The organism is Nonlabens dokdonensis DSW-6, assembly GCF_000332115.1.
GTDB lineage: Bacteria > Bacteroidota > Bacteroidia > Flavobacteriales > Flavobacteriaceae > Nonlabens > Nonlabens dokdonensis.
The window spans coordinates 2,165,647-2,189,504 of sequence record NC_020156.1 but is presented as its reverse complement, the minus strand read 5'-3'; the positions used below and the strand labels follow the sequence as shown (position 1 = coordinate 2,189,504).

Genomic DNA, 23,858 nt, shown 5'->3' with positions numbered 1-23,858 from the left:
CGAGTTCAAATTCATGAGAACCGCTTATTTTTGAATTATGAAACAGACACAATTCTCTTCAGATTTTACACTAGGTATTTTAGGCGGTGGACAATTGGGCAAAATGATGCTCTACACTACTAGAAAATGGGACATAGCAACTTATGTGATGGACAAAGATGATACAGCTCCAGCTTTTCAAGGTTGCGATGTATTTTTTGAAGGCGATATCATGCAATATGAAGCGGTGATGGAATTTGGCGAGCAGGTAGATGTGCTGACCATAGAAATCGAAAATGTAAATGTTCAAGCCTTGCAAGATCTGGAAGATAAAGGAATTGCTGTTTCTCCAAGTGCAAAAGTTTTGAATCTTATAAGAAACAAAGCACGCCAAAAGTCTTTTTATCAAAAGCAACAAATTGCTACTGCAGCATTTGAAGTTTACCCTAAACCTAATTTAGGTCACGAGAGATCCTATCCTTTTATATGGAAAAGTGCCGAAGGTGGTTATGACGGTAAAGGTGTCAAAGTGATAAGACAAGCTAGTGATCTAACCGATTTACCTCAAGCAGAATGCATTTATGAAGACATGATCGATTTTGATCTGGAACTGGCAGTTATTGTTGCTCGCAATTACGATGGAGAAATGAAAACATATCCTGTGGTAGAAATGGAGTTTCATCCAGAGGCAAATCAGGTGGAGTATGTGATCTGTCCAGCACGTATTAACATGGATATATCTGACCGTGCTAGAGAACTTGCTTTGAAAGTATCAGAATCATTTGAGCACGTAGGTTTGCTTGCAGTAGAGATGTTTTTGACCAAAACTGGCGAGTTGCTTGTTAATGAAGTCGCGCCAAGACCTCATAATTCTGGACATTATTCTATCGAAGGTGCCATTACAGATCAGTTTGAGCAACATGTACGATGTGTATGCAACTTACCCTTAGGAGCAACAGAAAGTACGGTAGCTAGCGTTATGGTGAATCTAGTAGGTGAAGAAGGTCACAATGGCAAAGTGATTTATGATGGTATAGAAGATATACTTGCGTTACCAGGTGTAACACCACACATTTACGGAAAAAAAGAAACCAGACCTTTTAGAAAAATGGGTCACGTTACGGTTGTTGCTAGCGATGTGGTCGAAGCTCGTGAGCTTGCCGAAAAGGTGAAGGGTAGAATAAGAGTTGTTGCGGAGGTTTAATTTGATAATTTTTTTAATATAACATTATTATCTCACAATTAACTCTTTAACCTCGAAGCGCTATTTTATTTTTAAAATTTGGTACCAAAGTTATTGTCTTCTATCTATCCATTTTTTGAATACAAATGAATACAACAAGCCTATCACTACAATAGGTCCGACGACAGATAATACCATCCACACATCAGGAGTTACGCAATCTCCGCCGCAACCATTTGTAGGCAAGTATTGCCATTTGATGATAAGATTTACTGTTATCAATTTATATGTTTTAATAGCTCTCTTTAATAACTACGAATTACTCATAATAGTAACTCAATCTGTGAGACTGCCTGAACGAATTCATTATGCATTTGAATAGTGTTTGCAAAGCAAAACCTAACTGTTAGCTAAAACGATCTTCATTTTAAAACTTCTCGACTTCAAACCGTTCTCGACTGTCGCTCGAACTGACAATTTTATAATCGAACATCTCCAATCAATTATCTGATATCTTAAATCAATATTCTGTATTGATTGTTTATTTTTTCAAGTTCAGGTTCAATTTCAATTTCTCTAAGGCGTGCTCGCACTTACTTGCAACACTTTTCCATTATAGAATTTATTTCCTGTCAAGGCAAAATTCATGATATAGCTTGCCATTTCTGGTGCTGTTAATGGAGCTTGATAACCTGGAAAAGCTTCTTCTAACATTTCTGTTTGTACTGCTCCTAAGGCAAGTGTATTAAATGACGGTCCGTTTTCTTTGTATTCTTCGGCGAGGAGTTCAAATAAGGTGATTACAGCTCCTTTTGCGCTGGAATATGCCGCAAGACCAGGAAATTTTGCGCTTCCTTGAATACCGCCCATAGAGCTAATTGCAACAACGTGTGAATCTTTAGTCAATGCTGGTAATAGTGCTTGGGTTAATGATGCTACTCCAAATATATTTACCGCATAACATTGCTGAAAATCTTCTGGTGTCAATTCTTGAAATGGCTTATTGACTAACATTCCTGCATTGTGAATTACAATATCTATGCGATCCCATTTTGTTAGAATAGTTTTAGCCGTTTCCTCGATACTAGACTGTGCACTTAAGTCTGTAGCTATCGCTTGAATGGAAGTGTTATCAAGTGATTGAATGGCATCTATCTTTCGCGAAAGCGCTATGACCTCATGACCTGCATTTGCAAATAATTGAATCATTTCAAATCCTATTCCACGGCTTGCACCTGTAACAATAACTCTTTTACTCATCAGTAGTAGGTTGTTGAGGCGTTAATTTTAATTTTTCACCGTTTACCACCTTAAACACGCCGGGCATGACTGCATCAACAACATTTGCCATGTGACCTGTATTTACAAGAGAGGTTTCATCTCCTACTTTATGGTAGTGATCAAAATTTGTGAAGTCAAAGGTGCAAAAAGTTTGTGATGGCACATTAAATTCTTGAAAAAACGGATAGTTGTCAGATCTCATAAACAAATTAAATTCTGCTGCTTTTTCTAATTTTCCTGTAACCGTAACATCCTCATTTGCCTCATTAAATACAGCCGCCATATTAGAGCCGTCATGGCCAGTAACATAAGTTATAAAAGGACTATCAATCATAGGTGTTCCTGTCATTTCAAAATTGATCATTGCAACGACATTCATCCCTTCTTTTTTCATGCGTTGTGCGAGATGCTTAGAACCTATGAGGCCTTTTTCTTCGGCAGAGAAGAGCGCAAAAACCACGGTTCTTCTATTAAATTCTAATTTTTTGAAGTTCTCTGCAATGGCGAGAACTGTAGCAGTACCTGTAGCGTTATCGTTGGCGCCATTTGCAATACTATCTCCTTGAACGCCTTGCATCACTCCTATATGATCATAATGCGCACCTATTACTACGATCTCATCCAGCATATCTTTATCAGATCCTGTAATGACACCTACTACATTAAACGCCTCAGTACCTTTAGCTTGAAAATCGTCCATATAAGAGCCTTTAAAAGGATTTACTCCCATTTCCTGAAATCGTTCTGAAATATAAATTGCGGCTTTCTCTATTCCTTCAGATCCTGTATCGCGACCTTTTAAATCGTCACTAGCAAGAAAAGCTACATCTTGAGCGATTTGTATCGGGCTAGCCTTAGGCATTTTTATTTCTGTAGATTTATTTACTTTATCTAAAGCCTGACCTATGCGGTCTGCTTTTTTTTGCGATCCACAAGCGACTAGTAGGAATGCAATAAATAAAATGGAGAGTATTTTTTTCATGTTGGTTGTTTAGTAAAAAAGTAAAGATAATTGATTTATGTTACAATAATAATGAACTAGACAAGAACCCAACTCCTAGATAACATATAAAAAATCGATGGCACAATCATGAATCTGTTTTTCATTAAAAAAAATCAAAGCACAAAAAAAGCCGAATCCTGAGATTCAGCTTTATCTACACTATTTTTATTCAAATTTCCTAAACGTACATCACGATAGGATTTTCAATATAAGATTTAAACGTTTGTAAAAATGCAGCTCCAGTTGCTCCATCTACTGTTCTATGATCGCACGCAAGCGTTATTTTCATAACGTTGCCTACTACAATCTGACCATCTTTAACTACTGGTTTTTGAACAATAGCTCCTACAGACATAATCGCACTGTTAGGCTGATTGATAATAGAGGTAAACTCTGTGATACCAAACATACCCAAGTTAGAAATAGTAAAAGTACTTCCTTGCATCTCGTCAGGCTGCAACTTCTTATTACGAGCTTTACTAGCAAGTTCTTTAACCTTAGCTCCTATTTGCTGCATACTCATTTGGTCTGCAAATGGTAATACTGGTACTAAAAGACCATCATCTACTGCAACGGCAACTCCTACATGGATATGCTTAGCTATAATAGTATTTTTATCAGTCCACTGCGTATTTACTTTAGGGTGTTTTCTAAGCGCCATAGCTGCCGCTTTGATCACCATATCATTAAAACTGATCTTTGTGTCTGGTAACTCGTTAATTGCTTTTCTACTAGCAATCGCATTATCCATATCTAAATCAAGTCCTAGATAATAATGCGGTGCCGTAAACTTAGACTCGCCAAGACGTTTTGCAATTGTTTTACGCATTTGCGAGTTAGGTACTTCTTCAAAAGTTTCTGTCCCAACTGCTACAAATGAGCTTGGAGCCGCTGAAGCTCCAGCAGCACTAGGCGTAAAGTTTTCTATATCACTTTTTACGATACGACCATTCTCACCAGATCCAGAAATCTGACTTAAGTTAATTCCCTTTTCTTCGGCCATTTTCTTTGCTAATGGAGAAGCAAAAATTCTTCCTCCATTAGAATTTGAACTTGAAGCAGAACTCGAGCTTGTACTTGAAGTGCTTGCCTTAGGCTCGCTTTTAGTTTCAGCTTTTGGAGCCTCTTTCTTAGGCTCTTCTTTCTTTTCTACTTTCTTAGGTTCTTTTTTTGGAGTAGTGTCGGCATCCATTGATATTCCAGAAACATCAGTTCCTGCAGGACCTATAATGGCTAGTAAGGAGTCTACTTTTGCTGTTTCTCCTTCCTGGATTCCTATTTTAAGCAAGGTACCAGCATTGAAAGACTCAAACTCCATAGTTGCCTTGTCTGTTTCAATTTCTGCTAGAATATCTCCTTCTTCAACCTCATCACCTTCTTTTTTCAACCATGAAGCAACCGTTCCTTCTTCCATAGTATCACTAAGGCGAGGCATATTTACAATCACAACTCCTTCTGGTAAATCAGATGAGCTAGAATTAGAACCACTGTCAGAATTATCATCAGAATCATTTGAAGAATCTTTATCATCATTTGAAGAAGACTCTTCTTTTGAAGCTTTTTCTTCTTTTTTATCTGAAGATGCGTCTCCTTCTAACAAAACCGAAATATCTTCTCCTTCTTCACCTATGATACATAATAATTGATCAACAGGAGCTGTTTCTCCTTCCTGAACACCTATGTGTAACAAAGTTCCTTCTTGAAAAGATTCAAATTCCATTGTCGCTTTATCGGTTTCGATTTCAGCTAGAATATCACCTTCTTCAACTTTATCTCCTACTTGTTTGAGCCACGCTGCCACAACACCTTCTTCCATGGTGTCGCTCAATCGCGGCATATTTACTACCTCTGCCATGAGTTATGATTTTGCTGGTAAAAATGGATAATCTTCTTGTTCATATACGGCGTCGTACATCACATTCTTTTCTGGGAATGGAGATTCTTCTGCAAATTTCTCACACTCAGCAACACGAGACTTTACTCGCTTATCCATTACTTTAATTTCGTCTTCTTTTACGTCGTACTCTTTCATTAATCGATCCTTAATTTGAGTAATAGGATCGATTTTTTGATACTCTGCTACCTCATCTTTAGTTCTATACTTTTGAGCATCACTCATAGAATGACCTCTGTATCGATAGGTTTTTAATTCTAGGAAAGTTGGTCCACCACCAGAACGTGCTCTTTCTATAGCTTCATGCATTGCTTCAGCTACCTTTTCAGGATCCATTGCATCTACAGGTCCACAAGGCATTTCATATCCTAAACCTAGTTTCCAGATATCAGTATGGTTTGCTGTTCTTGCAACACTAGTTCCCATGGCATATCCATTATTCTCTACACAGAAAACTACTGGTAAGTTCCATAACATAGCAAGGTTAAATGCTTCATGCAAAGAACCTTGACGAGCAGCACCATCTCCAAAAAACGTAAGTGTAACCGCATCTACATTATGGTACTTATCTCCAAATGCGATTCCAGCTCCTAGAGGTATTTGTCCTCCTACAATTCCATGACCGCCGTAAAAACGATGTTCTTTTGAGAAAATATGCATAGAACCTCCTAAACCTTGTGAAGTTCCTGTTGCTTTTCCATAAAGCTCTGCCATAACTCTTTTAGGATCAACGCCCATTCCTATAGGTTGAACGTGATTACGATAAGCTGTAATCATTTTATCTTTGGTAAGATCCATTGCATGTAAAGATCCTGCCAAAATTGCTTCTTGACCGTTGTATAGGTGTAAAAATCCACGAACTTTTTGCTGAATATATACTTGAGCAAGTTTATCTTCAAACTTTCTCCAGAATAGCATTTCCTCGTACCAATTGAGTAATACCTCTTTAGTGACTTTTTTCATGTAATTATTTGTTAGGTATATCGCTTTCGCGAAAGCGGAACTAAAGATCAAATATAAAGATCATATTCCAACTCTAAGACAAAGCGAATAACAAAAATAGATGAAAAAAGGGGAAAGAAAAACCTATTGAAGGGTTAAAAATGTACGCAAACGTTATAAATAGTTTTTATCAAAAATAAGTGGCAACAAATCACTAATCGAGTCTGATTTCATGACCTTGCCAGCAGCACCCATAAAGTAGAGTTCTATGGGCTCTTTCTGATTATTTTCATATTCAGCAATGGATTGTCTACACGCTCCACATGGCGGAACCGGCTTATGAAAAGAATCATCTTTAGGACTAGCGGTTATTGCCATTTTTAAAACTGCCACACCTGGATATTGAGCTCCAGCTGCAAATATCGCAACACGCTCTGCGCATAATCCAGAAGGGTATGCAGCGTTTTCTTGATTGTTACCAGTTACAACAATGCCATTATCCAGTAATAATGCACAACCAACGGTAAAATTAGAGTACGGAGCATAAGCTCTATGCCTTGCCTCTATCGCCTGGTCCATTAAAGATCGATCTTGTATGCTAAGCTCGTCTGCATTATCATAGACGGCTAATGTAGTATGTAGTTCTAGCTTTTTTATGACCTAGTATTCTGTGTATTCATCACCAAAATTGAATGTGAGACCAAATCTAAGTGTACCTTCTAAAGGACTGTTGATTCTACTAGTAGAGAATAGATATGATAAATCGACATTGATCTGTGAAAATTCAAATCCTGCACCTAACGATAGAAACTTTCTAGCTCCTTTATCGTCTGCCTCATTGAAATAACCTGCACGTAAAGCAAATGCCTCGTTATAAGTATATTCTGCACCTAACGCCCATGTAAACTCTCTTAACTCTTCACTAAAACCACCTGGCGCATCACCAAAAGATTGAAAAATTCCTGAAATAAAAGTCACATCATCATCTTCACCTTCTAATATTTCTCTAGGAACACCATTTCCATTTGCATCACCATCTTCTCTAATAGGAGGCGTAGGAACTAATAGTTTATTCACCTCAGCAGTAACTGCTATTTTACTGAAACCATCATTTAGTATAAAGTCAAAACCACCACCTAAAGCAAGGTTGGTAGGAATAAAATTCTCTTGCCCACCAGCATCATAAGTGATTTTAGGACCAATGTTACTTATATTGAATCCTGCTCTCCAGCGACCATTAAAATTATCATAGGCATTTTCTTCAGATTGATAATAACCAGAAACATCTACCGCAAAACTATTTGCTGCGCTAGCATCATTATCTACACCTTGAATACGCAAATCAGATCTAAGAAAACGACCTGTTACTGCCATTGCAAATTGTTCACTTAGCTTCAAAGAGTACGTTCCATCTAATACAAATTCATTAGGATTTTCTTCTCTACCAGGATCTGCTGCATCTTGCCTTAATGTGATAGAACCTAAAGAGAAATACCTTAAACTTCCTGCAAATGCACTTTGCTCATTAATTCTGTTAGAATAAACCAACTGAGCGATTGCTATATCATCTACTAGATTACCTAAATACGGCGTGTAGGCAATACCAAACTTTTGTGCTCTAGTACTAAAAGCATATTTAGCAGGGTTCCATTGTTGAGACCAAGCATCAGAACTAGTTGCTACACCCATATCTCCCATACCAGCAGCACGAGCGTCTCCTGCTATTCTAAGAAAAGGTAGTGCTGTTGTTATAACTCTTGTATCGTTCTCTTGAGCCTTGCTCACACTAGGAATTGCAAATGTGGCTGCTATGAAAAGTAATAATATCTTCTTCATCAATAAGTTTTATCGGATCGCAAATATATGTTAATCCGCATGATTATAAAATAACGAGCTTTTCTATCTTGCTCGCAGACTTGTTAGTTAACGTAGATTTTACGGTTATCTTATAAACGTAAACACCTTTTCCTAATCGCTGGCCAAAATCATCTCTTCCATCCCAAGTTATTTCTCTAGAAGTAAAACCTGTTGTAGTAAGATTTCTATTTTGTGACCAAACTAGTTTACCGCTTATGGTCATAACTTGAACTTGCACATCTAAAGGTTCAAAAGGCCTATTGTGGTTGAACCAAAACTCTGTGTAAGAAGTAAAAGGATTAGGATAATTCAATACTCTAGTGAGCTCAATACCATCAGATTCAGAAACTACAAATTGAATCTCATTCATCGCACTATTGTTATAGGTATCCCAAGCAGTTACTTTTAAAGTATGCAAACCAGGTTCAATATCTCTTAGCGGAAAAAACACTTTACCGCGAGTAAAATCATCTTCATTTGCTTCATAATAATCATTGAGAATATATGGGTTTGTCTCATCTCCATCTAGAATACCTGTAATGTCATGACCGATACCACTTGAAGTATTAATTCCATTGTCATCATTTAAAAAAGCAAGGAGAAATGGATCACTATCAGTTATCCCACCAGAAACGAAATTAGTATCATTCATAAACAGCTCTACTTCTGGACCGATATCATCAGCAGGTGCATTGCGATTAATTCCACCTATTTGAAGATCTTGGGAAAATCCGTTTTGATCCTCAGGAACATTATCTCTTTTTGCATAAAAGGAAACTCTTCCTTCTCCTATGGGAATTTGAGTATCTCGAGGCATGATAAAATCAAATTCAAACTCGCCGTCAGTAATAGTTGCTTGACCTCTAAATAGCGCTTCACCTAGTTGGGTAAATGGCAATATTATTACTGGACCTGGTGGATTGGTAGGAGCAGTATTATCATTCCCCAGGGTTTCTCGATTTATTTCTTTATCAAACACAGTTACCGCAAGTGTACCATTGTAATCAGTAATACGGCTTCCAGAAATGGTTTGAACTTCTCCACCTAAAGTCACTCTGTCAAGAGCTCGTAATACATCAGTATTAGTAGCAACTGGATTACCGTTCACCGAAGTAAGCACTACCTTAGGTAATGGAAACGCTAGTTTCAAAGCTGGATCGCCTATAAATGCGATAACTCGACGAGTGCCAGCTCCTTGAAAACTAGGATCTGTTTTTGATAACCTCAATGCCTCAGCCATAGAAATAGGCTCTACATTATCATAACCGAATAAATATTGATCCAGAATATTATTAAATCCAGCCCCTACACTCACAAAAATTAATCTGTTGGTCGCAACAGAAGCGATTGCACCACCTTGCGGATTCAAATAAGTCAACTCGCCGCCGCTTACTCTCAACGGATTATCGTATCGAGTAAATTCACAAGTTACCGTTATAAATAAAGGTAATGTATTAGGGTTTCTTAAGTTTTGAACTAAAGACTGTGTGATTACAAACTCTCTAGCTAAACCATCTTCATTACCATGTCCAAAATAATTGATAACCAGCGAGCCTTGCTCAAATGCATCACGAATATCGTCTACCGCATCTGGATATTTAGGCCCACCTGCCGTACTAAATTGCTGATAACTATCTAATAGTATTTTATTGACATTGTAGTCTGGTCTATTAGTAAAAATCTCATCTCCTAGAGCATTTACATTGTCTTGCAAAATTGCATCACCTAACTCATCAACATCATCTCCAATAAGGGTAATATTATTTCTCCATTTATCAAATGCTGGCTCTGCAGTATAACTTATTACTTTATCCACCATTTCTCTAGCTTCCTGTATATCACTAACTATCATACGTCCTACCGCTAGATCCATCAAGTCGTTTGCAACCACATTTCCTTCTCCGTTATCCATGAAAGTAAAGAAATCGTCTGTACAAAAAGAAGTAATTAGTGAAGTACTTTGTGCACTTAAAAATGTAGGAACAATATTATCTCGTATTCTTATTCTTTCTTTATAATCATAACTCGCATCACCAAACATATTCAAATATTGAATGCGATTTGCTGGAGAAGAAGCATTGTCATAGATATATCTTACAAAGTTTCTTATCGCACTTATTTCCTGACGTCCTTCAGAAAACTCGTTATAAATTTCCTGTAACGTAACAACTTTGGTGTTGAGATTACTTTCTACAATATGATAATTAGCAAGTCGCTGCGCTTCACTTTCCAAAAATTCTGGTGTGACAATTAAATAGTCTATATCTCTAAAATTCCCAGAACTATCATTAAATATGGTACCCTTTAAGTTTTGATTTGCTACTCTACTATTGCTTATACTAATGACGTTATAATAATCAGAATCATCTACTGCAATATATTCTTTTACCATTCCGCCTACATCAGTGAATGAAAAAGCAGCATCTGCACTTGAATTGGTAACTTTACGCACATTATAAGGATCAGTCACATCCCAAATTTCTCCGATATCGCTAGAATTAGCAAATTGGTAAGCAACAACACCTGCTTGAGAAGAAGCATCAGGAACACTAAACCTGAATTGGTCACCAGTACCTGTCAAGCTTTGAGGTACTTGAAGATCTATATAATCTAAAAAACCTCGCGCTCCAGGATTACCGTTGTTGTCATATGTAACAGTAATACTTACGCTTGAGTCAGAAATATTCGTATTTGTACTTAAAAAAGCACTCCTACTGGCTGCGAAAATATTTGTTCCCGAAATACCAGATAAACTTAATCCTCCTAAAGACTGTCCGTTCAAGGAAAAAGACATATTAGTGACGTCATCAGCAACAGCTCCAGCGGTAATCCTTATTCGAGCAGGCAAAGTGCTTAAAACATTTTCAAATTCAAACTCAAATACTTGTTCTGGTTCAAAATCAAATCGCTCACCATACCATATACGACCTATTGATCCTATATTACGCTCATCTACTTCATGATGTTGTTTTCCATAATAATAATCGTAGGTAGCGGCTGGAACTCCAGATGGCTGGATGAATGGGAGAATTCTTTTACCTATTGCACCATCAACTGTGATGTAATAATAAGAATCATCTGTATAAGGATTAATAAAACTATCATTCTCTAACACAAAATCAGTATCGGTCGCAATTCCATAAAATAAGATCTGGTCATCATTATCAAAGGAGCCGTCACCATCTCCAGTTACAGTAATCGCAAGTTCTGGCGCGTCATAAAATTGCTCCTCACTACTTACAAGAGGTAAAGATTTACCACCATGACCGTAAATTTTTATTCGGGCAGGATCTATAGCATTGACATCAATTCCTAAATTGGAAAGAAATGAACGATTAATGCGATGCACACCTGTTTTATCTACTTTAAAACGGTACCAATTTCCAGATGCTAAAATTGAATTTCCAAAACTTGCCGTCTTTTGTTGTGCTTGCAATTGCGCTTGCTCGTATGAATAACTAAATGACAGCACCTTTTTATACTGATTACCTTGTTTATATATAGGAGATATTTTTAATTTTGCATAATTCCGCTTTCGCGAAAGCGCATTTCTCAAACTATATTGAAACTCATTAGGAATACTAGAAGTATCTAATTGTCCCAAGTCACGTTCATTAATAGTCTGAGTTTTCACATTAGTAACACGTATGGAAAACTCACTAACTCTTTGATCAGTTTCAAAACTTTTAGACCAAAGTAATTTTTCACCATTATAAATATGGTTCTGTTTGAAAAAAGGAATCTTGAACTGTTGACTTCCTATATCAAAAGACTTGAATCCATTCCATTCAATGGACTCGCTTCCTCTTTGAGCATTCATGTAAAGACTGGAGAGAAGAAGAGTAAGGATTAAAAAATGTTTCATCGATAATTTAACGGCACTTAACTTTAAATAGTATGTGAATGAATTTTTAAAAAATCATAAAAACGTATAATAAAGACTATTCGTCGACGTTAATTATGATGGATTGTCAAATGTAGTGCGAATAATGTTAATTAATGCTTTCGTATTTAATTGAAATAATTATATTGCGACTCGTTTTTCAAAATAAATTCTTAAAATGAAGAAGTACTTTGTAGTAAAAGCAGTATTTGCACTATTTGCCGGCATGGCGATAGTGAGTTGTGGTGGTGGAAACGATTACACCTCAACATCTCGCGGTACCGGTTGGGACGTAACTGGTAAAAACGGATTTGAATTAAATACTAAGTATAAAGAACAGGAAACTGGTCCTGGACTTGTATTTGTTGAAGGTGGAACTTTTACCATGGGACGCGTTAAAGACGACCCTATGCATGATTGGAACAACACACCAAACCAACAGCACGTTCAGTCTTTTTATATAGATGAAACTGAGGTAACTAATGGAATGTACCTTGAAATGCTAGAATTCATAAAAGCGGTATTCCCACCAGAAGATGAAGAATATCGTAACATCTACAATGGTGCAGTTCCAGATACGTTAGTTTGGAGAAACCGTTTAGGTTATAATGAAGAGATGACTAATAATTATTTACGTCACCCTGCATATCAAAACTACCCTGTAGTAGGTGTAACATGGATTCAGTCAGTAGAATATGCAAACTGGAGAACAGAGCGTGTTAATGAGCTTATTCTTAACAAGCAAGGTTATACTTCAAAAGAAGCACTAGCTAACCAAGAAGCTGGCGCAACTTTTAATACAGAAACGTATTTAAACGCACCTACATTAACTTATGGTGGTGATGAAGAGAAAACAAAAGGTGGAAAACGATCAGCTTCATTAGAAAAAAAGAAAACTGCTAAAGCTGCAAAACAAGGCGGCGATGGTGAAGTATCTGGACTTTATGTAACAAGAAAAGACGGTATTCTTTTACCAGCTTATAGACTACCTACTGAGGCAGAATGGGAATATGCAGCTTTAGGATTAGGAAGTGTACGTGAATATAACGCATACCGTGGTAGAAAGAAGTACCCTTGGGATGGTCAATACACAAGAAGTGGAAAACGTAAGACTCGTGGTGATCATATGGCAAACTTTAAGCAAGGTGATGGAGATTACGGTGGTATCGCTGGATGGAGTGATGATGGAGCAGATATTACAGCTCCAGTAAAATTCTACGAGCCTAATGATTTTGGAGTTTATGAAATGGCTGGTAACGTGTCAGAATGGGTTGCAGATGTATACCGTCCAATGGTAGATGATGAATTCAACGACTTTAACTACTACCGTGGTAATGTTTATACAAGAAACAAAATAGGTCCTGATGGAATGATCGCTGTAGTAAGTGCTGACTCTATTCCTTACGACACATTGAGCAATGGTAAATTAATTGCTCGTGCTCTACCAGGTGAAATCCAAAGAGAATCTGTGGATGATAATGAAACTTATTTGAGAACAAACTTTGATAGAAGTGATAACAGAGACTTCAGAGATGGAGATGCACAATCAACTAAGTACTTTGATAAAAGAGATCGTCTTAACGATGAGAACAATAGAATGTATAACTCTCCTAGACATAGTGTAGATTTTGATTCTATAGGAAATCTAGACAGACAATACGATAAAGATTCTAATAGAACTTCACTTATCAACAATGAAGTGAGAGTAATCAAAGGTGGCTCATGGAGAGATAGAGCGTACTGGTTAGATCCAGCCGCTAGAAGATCTTATCCACAAGATATGGCTAAGGATGATTTAGGATTCCGTTGTGCAATGTCTAGAGTAGGTTCTAAAGCTAAAAAAACAAAAAGACCACGTAACTAAAACGTATTCTTCACAATTACAAAAAGCCCTTATTATAAGGGCTTTTTTGGTACTAAAAATTAAAATTTAATATGATTGAAAAGCTGTATCATATTTTTAAAAGCTCCACAGGTGTAAACACAGACACTAGGTCTTTAAAAGAAGGAAACTTATTTTTTGCCTTGTCAGGAAAAAATTTTGATGGTAATGAATATATTCAAAAAGCCCTAGAAAAAGGAGCCTTACATGCCGTTTCCAGCGATCCTCGATGGAAAGACGACAAAAGAGTGAGTGTTGTTACTGATGTATTAGAATGTCTACAAAAGCTCGCAACTTACCATCGACTAGAGTTAAATATTCCTATTATAGGACTGACAGGTAGCAATGGTAAAACCACTACAAAAGAACTTATTCTCTCGGTTTTATCAACTCAGTTTAAAGTTAGCGGTACAAAAGGTAACTTAAACAACCATATAGGCGTTCCTCTTACCTTATTATCTTTTGATGACACTATAGAAATAGGTGTTGTTGAGATGGGCGCTAACCATCCCAATGAAATTAAAACGTTAAGCAGTATTGCACGACCTAATTTTGGACTCATTACAAACTACGGCAAAGCGCATCTTGAAGGCTTTGGAAGCATTGAAGGAGTAAAAACTAGCAAAAGCGAGCTGTACGACTATTTAAAAAGCTCTGATGGAACGGTAATAGTTGGAAGGTGGGATCCAGAACAAATTGTACGATCGTCAAAAATAAAACAAGTCTTCACACCAGAAAACACCTTCATTTTCTCTGAAACGCCTTACCTCACATTTATTGTAAATAATCAACTGATAAAATCTAACCTAACTGGAGTTTACAACTACCATAATGCGCTATTTGCTTATACGGTTGGAGAATTGCTGAATGTACAACCTAATAATATTGTATCAGGTATAGAAAACTACATTCCTAAAAACAATCGCTCTCAGATACTTCAAAGAGAAAACACCAGAATTATTCTTGATGCTTACAATGCAAATCCTAGCAGCATGAAAGTAGCTTTGGAAAACTTAGCTAGTCAGAAAGAAAAGCACAAAGTGGCGATTTTAGGAGATATGTTTGAGTTGGGAGAATATGCCGTACAAGAACATCAAAATATTTGTGATTTAGCCGAAAAATTAAAAATAAAGGACATCTTTTTAATTGGTGAGAATTTTCAAAATACCTTAAACACTAGAGCTGTAAAATATAAAACCAGAAAAGAATTCAATAATGCTTATTCCATGAACACTGATAAAGAACAAGTTATATTGATAAAAGGTTCAAGAGGAATGGGACTAGAAGAAATTTTAAAAACAAACTAGAAAGTATTTTAAAGTTTTTTCAAAAAAAACACAAAAAAGCTTTCAGCAAATCAATTATTATGTAAATTTGCCACCGCTTACGAGCAAAAAGGTACCTTAGCTCAGTTGGTAGAGCAAAGGACTGAAAATCCTTGTGTCCCTGGTTCGATTCCTGGAGGTACCACAATGAAATCCCACATTCGTCTTATTATCAAGACATTGTGGGTTTCTTGTTTTTAATAGGGACAACATAAGGGACAAATACTTCTTATTTACTTACTTACATGCTTTTCAAAAAGCTTTATCAAGGAATTTCTTATTGGTCTAAAAAACTTTTATCATTACAAAAGAACCTAAAATCACGATCGTAACTTTTTTTGTGCTAAACAAATGATAGGGGTAACACGGTAAAAACTTTTTACTACTGGGCATGTTTCAAGAGGGTGGTTACTCTATCTATTTATTTGACTATTTTTAAAAAAAACTAAATGAGTAATAAATCTGATAGCTCAAAACAGAAAAATGTTTTAGATAAACCAATATGGTCTTTAACTCCTAAAGTTTTAAAAGAAAGTAAGAAGCTTAAAAAGATAACACCTTACTTAGTTTCTCTTAAAAAAGGTATAGATGAACCAGATGTAAAAAATATTGCCTTAACAGGCGACTATGGCTCTGGAAAGAGTACTATTCTATTAACTTTTGAAGAACAAAACCCTCAATTCAATTATTTAAATATTTCTCTTGCATCTTTTAAAGATGACGAAAGAGAAATAGTACATGACGATTATCCTGAAACTCATGATTTTGATAATACGGATAGATTAATAGAACTGAGCATTCTACAGCAAATAATATATCAAGCTCCACCTAGTGAAATACCTGATTCTAGATTTCAAAGGATCGTTGGACTTTCCAATACGGATTTAGTATGGTTTGCGATAGGAAGCGTATTATGGTTAATCTCAACTGCTATACTATTAAAATTTGATGGTATTGATAAAGTAAATCCAGATAATTGGACGTTTAAACTAAATGATTTCGACCTTCCGTCCTTTTTAGCTCTTCCTATATTTTTACTAGGAATAGGTTTTTTTATGTTTAGGCTTGGGAGAGTTCTCAGTAATTCCAAAATAAGTAAGGTTAATATTAAAGGAGAAGTAGAGCTTGGTAAAGATTTATCTAAATCAATTTTAAACAAACACCTAGATGAAATATTATACTTTTTTGAGCAAACGAAATACGATATTGTAATTATTCAAGATGTGGACAGATTTAAGACAACACAGATTTTTACAAAGTTGCGAGAAATCAATCTCCTAATAAATAAATCCTCATCAATAAGAAATCAAAATAGAAAGATTGTTTTTATATATGCTATCAGAGATGAAATGTTTGAGACTAGCGAACGAGTAAAGTTCTTTGATTACATTGTACCTGTAATTCCCTTTATTAATCCTTCTAACGCAAAAGATCAATTTTATAATCTACTCAAAGCCGAAAAACTCGAAAGTGAATTAAAAAAAGAATTTATTGACGATGTAGTTACCTATATCGATGACATTGACATGAGGTTACTCACAAATGTTTTTCAAGAATTCAGCATCTACCAAATTCAAATGGGATCAGGAATACACTTCGAGAATTTATTTGCCCTTATTTTATATAAAAATTTACATCCTAACGATTTCACATTGTTACCAAGAAGAAAAGGAAATTTATACCATTTTCTGAATAGTAAAAAAAGCTATGTCAAGCAACTAATCGAAGAAGTAAACAAGGAAATCAAAGAATTAGAATTTCAAATTCAAAGTATAGAATCTGAAAGAGTGAATGAATATGAAGAATTAAAAAATATTTACATAAGTAACATATATGAACAAACAGAAGCGATAGAAATTCAAATAAACAATGAATGGTTTAGGTTTAATCATTTATATCAGGATGACAATCTATTAGTTCTAATAGAACAAGATAGCTTTACTTATCGAAAACTTAGAAGAAATTCTTACGATGGATTGTATGAATACGCTAAAATAAATGGTAATTCAGATTTTAGTTCATTACAAAATATAGTCAACAAGGATTTTAGCTTTCTAGAGCGAAAGGAGCATATAGAAAATAAAGATAACGACTCGATAGAAGAACTTAAATCTCAACTTTTGTCTAAAAAACAATTCAAAATAGAAATCCAATCTTGGACTTTGACTGAAATATTCAAAAAGTTAGATATAGGTAATTATCTATCAAAATTCAAATATGAAGAATTGATGGGTAATTTAATTACTAATGGATATATCGACGAAAATTATAATGAATACATAACGTTATTTCATGAAGCAAAACTAACTCTTACTGATAAGAATTACATTAAGAAAATTAAAAGTGGTCAAATGAGCAATTACGATTACTTTTTATCTGATCCGAGTGAAGTAATCAAAGAAATACCTCATAGATATTTTTCAAGGAAAGAAATACTTAATTATCATATTTTAGGGTATAGTCTCATGTGGAGCGATGAATTTGAAGATAAAAAAAACACATTGATTCAACAGTTATGTTCAGTTAAGTCTGGAACTAAGGAAGAGAGAGACATTTTTAAATTTGTTGACGGATACATACAGTTTTACACAAATCCAAATGAAGAATCTAAAGCTAGGACGTCAGGTTCAATTCCAGAATTAGTTCAAATCCTTTCAACCTTTACAGGTGTATTATGGAATCCATTACTTTCTAATAACACAACTGCTCAACAACAAATTGATGAGTACATAAAGTTAGTTGTACAACATTCAGAACCTACTGATTTTTCCAATAATAAAGAAAACAAAAGGTTTAAAAGTTATTTAGCAGAAAACAGTAAAGTCATCAACCTTTTTTCTAAACAAGATCAAGCTCAAAAACTTGCGGTTTTAATTCAATTACTAGGAATTAAGTTTTCAAAACTGATAGAGAAAAATGAGCGAAATGTTTCATTATATGATTACATCTACGAGAATTGTCACTATGTAATATCTGCTACAAATATCAGAGAAATACTTGTCGCTTATAATTCCGAACTAGAACCTAATGATATTAATTTACTTGACAAAGCTAATTACACTACAATCTTAAAAAGCGACTGTAAGTTTTTAAAAGAATATGTAGAAAAAAACATCAACATGTATGTTGAATCTGTGTTATTACGAATTACAGAAAATAAAGAAGAAAGTGAAATTTCGATTCTACGTTTACTGAACAACTCTAATATCAAAATTGATAATAAAGCAAAAATAATCTCAAAGCAAAAGGCGAAAATCAATAACATTAAGGACATTGAAGACCTATCAATCAGTAAAATATTAATGAAGAATGAAAAGGTAAGTGATTCTTGGCAGAATATAATTGAGATTTACTTAAAACTTAATGAAGAAATAGATGAGGAACTGATTGAGTATTTAAATCGAGAAAGCGTGTTTACAAGCCTTAAAGGAAAAAAAATAGATGATGGTTTAATTAGTATTGAAGACAAAAAACTAAAATCGTTCAGCATGTCACTTATCAAGTGTAACAAATTGAATGAAATTCCCTATTCAATATATATGGAGCTGTTGCCGTTAGCCTATAGAAGATGGAAAAATATCGACATAAGCGACTTAGATGAGGAAAAAGTAAAGTTTTTAATAATTAACAACAATCTATCATTAACAGAAGAAAATCTTACTTCAATTGAGGATTCTTTTCAAGGTCTTGATAATTTATTTTTAGAACACAATAATTCAGAAATCCTACTTTCTTTATCAAAAGAAGAATTGACTTTAGACAATGCGCAAGTTGACAGACTTATACTTTCGGAAAGTGTAGACGATTTAATGAAAGAGCAATTAATTAAAAAATATAATAGAGAAAGAGTTACCGAAAGTGATACCATTTCTATTGCCTTAGGAAAAATAACAAATAAATTTAACAGAGATGATTTAACTTACGATGAGCTAAGTAGTGTTTTTTATAAAACACAAATTAAGCCTAGTGAAAAAGTTAATATTCTTAATAATCATTTTCAGAAACTAAGCAATTCAGAAATTCAACATTTGTTGAGTTCCATCTCTTTAAGACATAATAACATCTTTGAGCCTACCAAAAGACAAAAATTTACTAATACAGCCCCACTTCTTTCACTTGCAAAAAAACTTAAAGAAGCCAAGCTTATCAAAAACTATCATTTACAAAAAGATGATACATTAATTCGGTTTTATCCTACATCTTAAAGGTTTATTTTTAGTTTCATGTAAAACACGCCCAATCCTTTTCTAGCTCTTCTGCAACCTCTTCAATTGACTCTCCTAACAAAGCAGCTTGCGTAATAGTATGCTGAAAGTAGATCGGATATGACATTATCAATTGAACTTGCTTTAAGCTAAGTGATAGTTTTTTGTCATCTTTTTCCATTCATCAAAGATATATTTTTTTAGGAGACAAATTTTCATTTTAGTGATAGGTTGTGACTAGTTGTTTACCTATTTGAATTAAAAAGCTAGGGAAAGGGATTTAACCCAATGTTTGAGAGACACCTCTCTTTCCTTATTTTAAAGAAAAACTAAAAAGAGAAGACAACTCAACGTTTAGAGCTAAAGCTAACCTAGTTGCTGTATAAAATGTAAAATTGACTCTACCATTTTCTATTCTTGATATAGAAGTCTTTTCAACATTAATAAGAGATGCGAGATCAAGTTGAGATAAACCACTTGCTTTTCTCAGCTCTGCTAACCTTTTTCCAAAGGCTTTTTGAAAAGCTATTCTTTGGCTTTGACTTATTTCAATAGGTTCTTGATCCTGAGTTGACATACAAGTCAATTTTACTCCTTATCTTAGCACAAAGGGTAAGCATACATGTCAACTACAATGAAATTTTTAATGTTAAACAATATAATACAAGGTGGCTCTTCTACTCAGTGGGACGCTCAACACGCTTTTGATGAAGGCACTAATTCTTCCAGTAGTTATGGAATATTGAGATTTATAGTCCTTTTGGTTTTATTCGTTTTTGCGCTATTTGTTTGGGGAAGTTTCATGGGTAAAAAGAAATAAGTGATTATGAGTTTAAATATCAAATACAATTTAGTTTTTTCACTTATTCTATTAACTAGCTTTATAAGTATCGCACAATCATCATTCTCAAATGGTTATCAAACAGGATACAAAAAAGGTCATTGTTACCAGATTTATGGATGCATTGCACCCATCCCACCTATATCCCCGTTACCAACTATTAACGAATCTAGCAACAGCTATGAGGATGGATACCAAAGAGGCTTTCTTGATGGTAAAAACTCCCAAAAGTCAAACTCTGATAACTTTACTCAATACACACCTAGAAAATATGGCGATCCTATTGAAGTTTACGACTTTGATTTATTATCTGCGAGTATGCAACAAAAGCAACAGCAGTATAGAAATCAACAACAGAAACTCTATGATTATTATAGTAAAAAAATAATAGAGGTTCGCAATCATAGTTTTGAATATTATGATAACTGTTTAGAATACATAAAACAATTCCAAGGCTACTACAAAGAATCTAAACTTCATAGAAAACAAATCGAGATTTTAAATCCGCAATTAATAATTGACCAATACCCAGATAATGTGCCTTTTAAACAAGTTGAGGAGCTAATAAAAAAACTGCAAAACAATGAAAGAAAATTAAAAGAGATTATCTTAAATGTTGAGGAAATATCTAAATGGTACTTATCAAGCCCAAATGAAATTGTTAATGGTGTCTATTCCGTTGGTCAAATTAAGGACTTTCAATATAACAGCAATACAGGGGATTTTGAGCAATTAAACACTTTGAACGGAACATCATACATATCTTTTTCAAAGAACCTAATCAAATACAAAAGAAACGATAGTGCAATTGCAATAGGTGGCTTTTTAAGATTTGAAGGAATTAAGAATGACCTTTATGTATTCACAGATGGGTGGGACAACACATTAGCTTTAAATAAAGATTTTAGTACAATACTTATTTACTATGGTAGAGAAGTTAATTCAACTCAATACTTGAAAAAGGCTATTTATAAAAATCTACAAAAAATTGAGCAATAAAAAAGAGGACACTCTTTCGACTATCCTCTCCTATCTTAAATATTTCATCAACTTAGATTTTTTTTAAATTTCAAATTTGATGCATTCTCATTGTGAACCTTCTTATTACAATAATAACATATCATAATTTTCGATTCATCTTTTAAAATGTAATTGTGTCCATAATCGATTTTTACTTCGCAATTGGAACATTTACATTTAATCGTTCCTTTATCATTAAACCCTTTATACGATTCAACTCTGATGACCCCTTCAATTTCTAGTAGGGATTGCTTTAATTCCTTTGGCATAATAATATCATTTATCCTATTAATACATTATCGGAATAGTAGTACTCATCATTCATAAGGAATGGAGCAGAATCATAAGTTTCACAATCGGAATAGCTCAAATGGGTAAACTTACTTTTTATAAATTTAAACAGTTCACTTTTCCAACTATCTAAATTGAATTTTTTGACAAGTTTAGAAAACTTTTCTTTCCTTTTTTGAAAAGTACTTGCACTGAAATTACCTCTAGTATCAATCCAATAAGACGGATGTGTATAAGTCAAAATTTCATTTGATTGTTTTTTAGTCATTAGCCTATTTCCATCATAACGATCTACAATGTTTAAGTGACTAAGTTTATTTAAGTAATCATGATATAAAACACGAATACAATCAAACCTTCTTAGGTCATTAAGGTTATAAATACCTAAACGATTAAGTTGCTTTTTAGTCTTATACTTCACTTCAACCCTTAGAATATTAGGATTATTTATTAGTCCTGCAAACTGTAGTGATTTGTCATAAATCTTAATCTCATACTCTTCATAAGTGAATTTTTTAATTCGCATTTTTTTGTTATTCTTAGGATCATAGCAAGGGGTTTTCAACTTATGCATTAAAACGTAACGTTCTAAAAACAGGGATGGATTAATTCCTAAATCTATATTTAATCCAAATTCCAGAACATTTAAACTTATATCCCCTAAGTCATAACCTAGTGTTTCTTCTAGCCTATCAAGACTAGCTTGTAAATCACAGAAACTAAAGTCATTTGAGTTTTCAACTCCATCTCCAATAGTTTTATTAAAAAACGTATGTAGTGAGTGCTCTATTGAGGCATACCCATCATAAACTTTTATACTTAAATTTTGAATATTAGTTTTTAAAGGGTACTCTATACTGGAATCGTTTACTTTAAATTTCTGATTTAAATCAAGAGATTTGTTAGCCCTCAGTAGTTCTTCTAGTTCATTTTTGTAGGTAAACCTACCTTTAAAATAGTCAATCATATCATTGGAGTTTTAGTGTTTACATAATCGTTTATGGTACTTCTCTTGTAACGAGGAGAACGACCTACGTAACTGTCAGGGACAAGAATCCCCTTTTTTCTCCAATCATAAATAGCTCCCTTTTTGACCTTTAAGATGTCCATTACATCTTGGACTTTAAGAAGTTCATCTTCGTTTGGGTCTGACTCTGCTTTGACCTCGATTTCTTGAACAGGAAAAAAACCTGTTTCTTTTAATTTCTCTGAAACTCTTTCAGAAAATAGTTGAGCCATTGAGTCAATCACAAGATTGATGGCGTTCTGTGTCCCTTGTCGGGAAATAGCGATTTCGCTCATAATAAATTGTTTTTAAATTATGGTACAAAACTATTCAATCAGACAAGAGTGAATTTTAAAAAATTTAATAGTTCGGGGGGAAGACCAATGGCTAAAATCACATTAACTACTGATTTTTAATACTTTGCTTTTGGTCAGATAAAAAAGACGATCGGTTCCTTTTATCTTTTAGACATATATTTTGGTCTATTAAAGCCGATATATTATCCCTATACTTTTTATAGTCTTTAGATTTTGGATGAACTAGATTGTCAATCTTGTTTCCCTCAATGGTAAAAATATATTTAGCTATTGAGTAGATATAGTTATTTAAAAAAGCATCTTTACCTTTCATTAACTTTAAAAAACAAGCGAGTTTATTTTTTCCACCAATCCAATTAATCTGAACTCGGTTTTTTCGATAAATAAAAATTTGTCGAAGATTGACAGTTTTGGTCTTCGGTGAAATAAGATTGTTATTTACTAAGTCCGCCCTAAGCCCTCTAATGTCATATAATTTCATCGGATTCAAAGAAAAATGAGTTTGATTGATCTCAGAAAACGAATTACCATAGCTAGAGATATGTTTATGTATTTTCTCTTGAAGTTCTATTAATTCCTCTATATACTCATTTGCGAAAGTTGATTTCTTCAAACTCTTATTTTGATAAAACCTGATTTTGAAATCTCTTAGATTATTTATGAATTCAGCCTTCATATACCTTCTCCTATACTTTCTATAAAGACACTCTAAAATAACTTGTGATTCCATTTTCTCATACTCAGCAAGCATTTCCTCAATCATTCTACCTTCTAGTATTTTTTTATACAATGAAGGATTTATTGTATCCAATGAACCTGCTATCGGCATAGGAAGACAATATAAAGAGGTAAAAAATGAAATCAGTCTAATGTCAGAGTCAATCCAAAATAAATTCCTTACTAAAGAGTCAAAGTCAAGGTTATGGTCTATATCATTGTTTATTTTCAT

Annotated in this window: 19 protein-coding genes and 1 tRNA gene; 7 read left to right on the top strand and 13 right to left on the bottom strand. The window is 34.3% G+C overall.

All coding sequences use genetic code 11. The features are described 5' to 3' along the window. Positions 1-37 precede the first annotated feature (37 nt). On the top strand, positions 38-1,183 hold the full coding sequence (gene purK, locus DDD_RS09600; protein WP_015362644.1) for a 5-(carboxyamino)imidazole ribonucleotide synthase: 1,146 nt from the start codon (positions 38-40) through the stop codon (positions 1,181-1,183). A 90-nt stretch (positions 1,184-1,273) separates the two neighbouring features. Here the strand turns inward: purK and DDD_RS18000 are convergent, their stop codons facing one another. The 8 genes from DDD_RS18000 to porU form a co-directional block, all read right to left on the bottom strand. Further along, positions 1,274-1,444 (bottom strand): hypothetical protein, encoded by a 171-nt coding sequence (locus tag DDD_RS18000; protein ID WP_015362643.1) that lies wholly within the window; start codon positions 1,442-1,444, stop codon positions 1,274-1,276. A gap of 294 nt (positions 1,445-1,738) precedes the next feature. After that, entirely contained in the window at positions 1,739-2,422 is a 684-nt protein-coding gene (locus DDD_RS09595; RefSeq protein ID WP_015362642.1) for an SDR family NAD(P)-dependent oxidoreductase, read from the bottom strand. Beyond that, positions 2,415-3,425, bottom strand: coding sequence for a M28 family metallopeptidase (locus DDD_RS09590; RefSeq protein WP_015362641.1), 1,011 nt, complete (start codon positions 3,423-3,425; stop codon positions 2,415-2,417). Before DDD_RS09590 ends, DDD_RS09595 begins: the two co-directional genes overlap by 8 nt. A gap of 199 nt (positions 3,426-3,624) precedes the next feature. Beyond that, complete coding sequence (locus DDD_RS09585) at positions 3,625-5,301, bottom strand: pyruvate dehydrogenase complex dihydrolipoamide acetyltransferase (protein ID WP_015362640.1); 1,677 nt, start codon at positions 5,299-5,301, stop codon at positions 3,625-3,627. Positions 5,302-5,304: 3 nt separating this feature from the next. Beyond that, positions 5,305-6,303 (bottom strand): pyruvate dehydrogenase (acetyl-transferring) E1 component subunit alpha, encoded by a 999-nt coding sequence (gene pdhA / locus DDD_RS09580; protein ID WP_041567072.1) that lies wholly within the window; start codon positions 6,301-6,303, stop codon positions 5,305-5,307. Positions 6,304-6,456: 153 nt separating this feature from the next. Further along, on the bottom strand, positions 6,457-6,939 hold the full coding sequence (locus tag DDD_RS09575; protein WP_041567071.1) for a cytidine deaminase: 483 nt from the start codon (positions 6,937-6,939) through the stop codon (positions 6,457-6,459). A 3-nt stretch (positions 6,940-6,942) separates the two neighbouring features. After that, positions 6,943-8,118, bottom strand: a complete 1,176-nt coding sequence (porV, locus tag DDD_RS09570) for a type IX secretion system outer membrane channel protein PorV (RefSeq protein ID WP_015362637.1) — start codon at positions 8,116-8,118, stop codon at positions 6,943-6,945. 43 nt (positions 8,119-8,161) lie between these two features. Beyond that, on the bottom strand, positions 8,162-12,004 hold the full coding sequence (gene porU, locus DDD_RS09565; protein ID WP_041567070.1) for a type IX secretion system sortase PorU: 3,843 nt from the start codon (positions 12,002-12,004) through the stop codon (positions 8,162-8,164). A gap of 196 nt (positions 12,005-12,200) precedes the next feature. Between porU and gldJ the strand changes: the two genes are divergently transcribed. The 4 genes from gldJ (at position 12,201) to DDD_RS09545 (ending at position 19,434) form a co-directional block, all read left to right on the top strand. Further along, positions 12,201-13,886 (top strand): gliding motility lipoprotein GldJ, encoded by a 1,686-nt coding sequence (gene gldJ, locus DDD_RS09560; protein WP_015362635.1) that lies wholly within the window; start codon positions 12,201-12,203, stop codon positions 13,884-13,886. A gap of 71 nt (positions 13,887-13,957) precedes the next feature. After that, a complete protein-coding gene (locus DDD_RS09555) occupies positions 13,958-15,211 on the top strand; it encodes a UDP-N-acetylmuramoyl-tripeptide--D-alanyl-D-alanine ligase (protein ID WP_015362634.1) in 1,254 nt (417 codons plus the stop codon). 90 nt (positions 15,212-15,301) lie between these two features. Further along, positions 15,302-15,374: transfer RNA gene (locus DDD_RS09550), tRNA-Phe, on the top strand. Between the two features lie 304 nt (positions 15,375-15,678). Further along, positions 15,679-19,434, top strand: coding sequence for a YobI family P-loop NTPase (locus DDD_RS09545; RefSeq protein WP_015362633.1), 3,756 nt, complete (start codon positions 15,679-15,681; stop codon positions 19,432-19,434). Between the two features lie 16 nt (positions 19,435-19,450). On the opposite strand, the gene DDD_RS17995 is transcribed toward DDD_RS09545, so the two are convergent. Beyond that, positions 19,451-19,615, bottom strand: coding sequence for a hypothetical protein (locus tag DDD_RS17995; RefSeq protein ID WP_015362632.1), 165 nt, complete (start codon positions 19,613-19,615; stop codon positions 19,451-19,453). Between the two features lie 132 nt (positions 19,616-19,747). Next, positions 19,748-20,011, bottom strand: a complete 264-nt coding sequence (locus DDD_RS09540; protein WP_015362631.1) for a helix-turn-helix transcriptional regulator — start codon at positions 20,009-20,011, stop codon at positions 19,748-19,750. Positions 20,012-20,080: 69 nt separating this feature from the next. Here DDD_RS09540 and DDD_RS17990 point away from each other — a divergent pair, with 69 nt between their 5' ends. Continuing rightward, positions 20,081-20,254 (top strand): hypothetical protein, encoded by a 174-nt coding sequence (locus tag DDD_RS17990; RefSeq protein WP_015362630.1) that lies wholly within the window; start codon positions 20,081-20,083, stop codon positions 20,252-20,254. Between the two features lie 6 nt (positions 20,255-20,260). Beyond that, complete coding sequence (locus tag DDD_RS09530) at positions 20,261-21,274, top strand: hypothetical protein (RefSeq protein ID WP_015362629.1); 1,014 nt, start codon at positions 20,261-20,263, stop codon at positions 21,272-21,274. Between the two features lie 301 nt (positions 21,275-21,575). Here the strand turns inward: DDD_RS09530 and DDD_RS09520 are convergent, their stop codons facing one another. The 3 genes from DDD_RS09520 to DDD_RS09510 form a co-directional block, all read right to left on the bottom strand. After that, complete coding sequence (locus DDD_RS09520) at positions 21,576-22,553, bottom strand: hypothetical protein (RefSeq protein ID WP_015362628.1); 978 nt, start codon at positions 22,551-22,553, stop codon at positions 21,576-21,578. Next, positions 22,550-22,888 (bottom strand): helix-turn-helix domain-containing protein, encoded by a 339-nt coding sequence (locus DDD_RS09515; protein WP_015362627.1) that lies wholly within the window; start codon positions 22,886-22,888, stop codon positions 22,550-22,552. Before DDD_RS09515 ends, DDD_RS09520 begins: the two co-directional genes overlap by 4 nt. A 106-nt stretch (positions 22,889-22,994) precedes the next feature. Next, positions 22,995-23,858, bottom strand: a complete 864-nt coding sequence (locus tag DDD_RS09510) for a hypothetical protein (RefSeq protein WP_015362626.1) — start codon at positions 23,856-23,858, stop codon at positions 22,995-22,997.

Bases quoted from the DNA above. Each gene is read 5' to 3' on its own strand.
- purK (WP_015362644.1), top strand. From the start codon at position 38: ATGAAACAGACACAATTCTCTTCAGATTTTACACTAGGTATTTTAGGC.
- DDD_RS09595 (WP_015362642.1), bottom strand. From the start codon at position 2,422: ATGAGTAAAAGAGTTATTGTTACAGGTGCAAGCCGTGGAATAGGATTT.
- DDD_RS09590 (WP_015362641.1), bottom strand. From the start codon at position 3,425: ATGAAAAAAATACTCTCCATTTTATTTATTGCATTCCTACTAGTCGCT.
- DDD_RS09585 (WP_015362640.1), bottom strand. From the start codon at position 5,301: ATGGCAGAGGTAGTAAATATGCCGCGATTGAGCGACACCATGGAAGAA.
- pdhA (WP_041567072.1), bottom strand. From the start codon at position 6,303: ATGAAAAAAGTCACTAAAGAGGTATTACTCAATTGGTACGAGGAAATG.
- porV (WP_015362637.1), bottom strand. From the start codon at position 8,118: ATGAAGAAGATATTATTACTTTTCATAGCAGCCACATTTGCAATTCCT.
- porU (WP_041567070.1), bottom strand. From the start codon at position 12,004: ATGAAACATTTTTTAATCCTTACTCTTCTTCTCTCCAGTCTTTACATG.
- gldJ (WP_015362635.1), top strand. From the start codon at position 12,201: ATGAAGAAGTACTTTGTAGTAAAAGCAGTATTTGCACTATTTGCCGGC.
- DDD_RS09555 (WP_015362634.1), top strand. From the start codon at position 13,958: ATGATTGAAAAGCTGTATCATATTTTTAAAAGCTCCACAGGTGTAAAC.
- DDD_RS09545 (WP_015362633.1), top strand. From the start codon at position 15,679: ATGAGTAATAAATCTGATAGCTCAAAACAGAAAAATGTTTTAGATAAA.
- DDD_RS17995 (WP_015362632.1), bottom strand. From the start codon at position 19,615: ATGGAAAAAGATGACAAAAAACTATCACTTAGCTTAAAGCAAGTTCAA.
- DDD_RS09540 (WP_015362631.1), bottom strand. From the start codon at position 20,011: ATGTCAACTCAGGATCAAGAACCTATTGAAATAAGTCAAAGCCAAAGA.
- DDD_RS17990 (WP_015362630.1), top strand. From the start codon at position 20,081: ATGTTAAACAATATAATACAAGGTGGCTCTTCTACTCAGTGGGACGCT.
- DDD_RS09530 (WP_015362629.1), top strand. From the start codon at position 20,261: ATGAGTTTAAATATCAAATACAATTTAGTTTTTTCACTTATTCTATTA.
- DDD_RS09520 (WP_015362628.1), bottom strand. From the start codon at position 22,553: ATGATTGACTATTTTAAAGGTAGGTTTACCTACAAAAATGAACTAGAA.
- DDD_RS09515 (WP_015362627.1), bottom strand. From the start codon at position 22,888: ATGAGCGAAATCGCTATTTCCCGACAAGGGACACAGAACGCCATCAAT.
- DDD_RS09510 (WP_015362626.1), bottom strand. From the start codon at position 23,858: ATGAAAATAAACAATGATATAGACCATAACCTTGACTTTGACTCTTTA.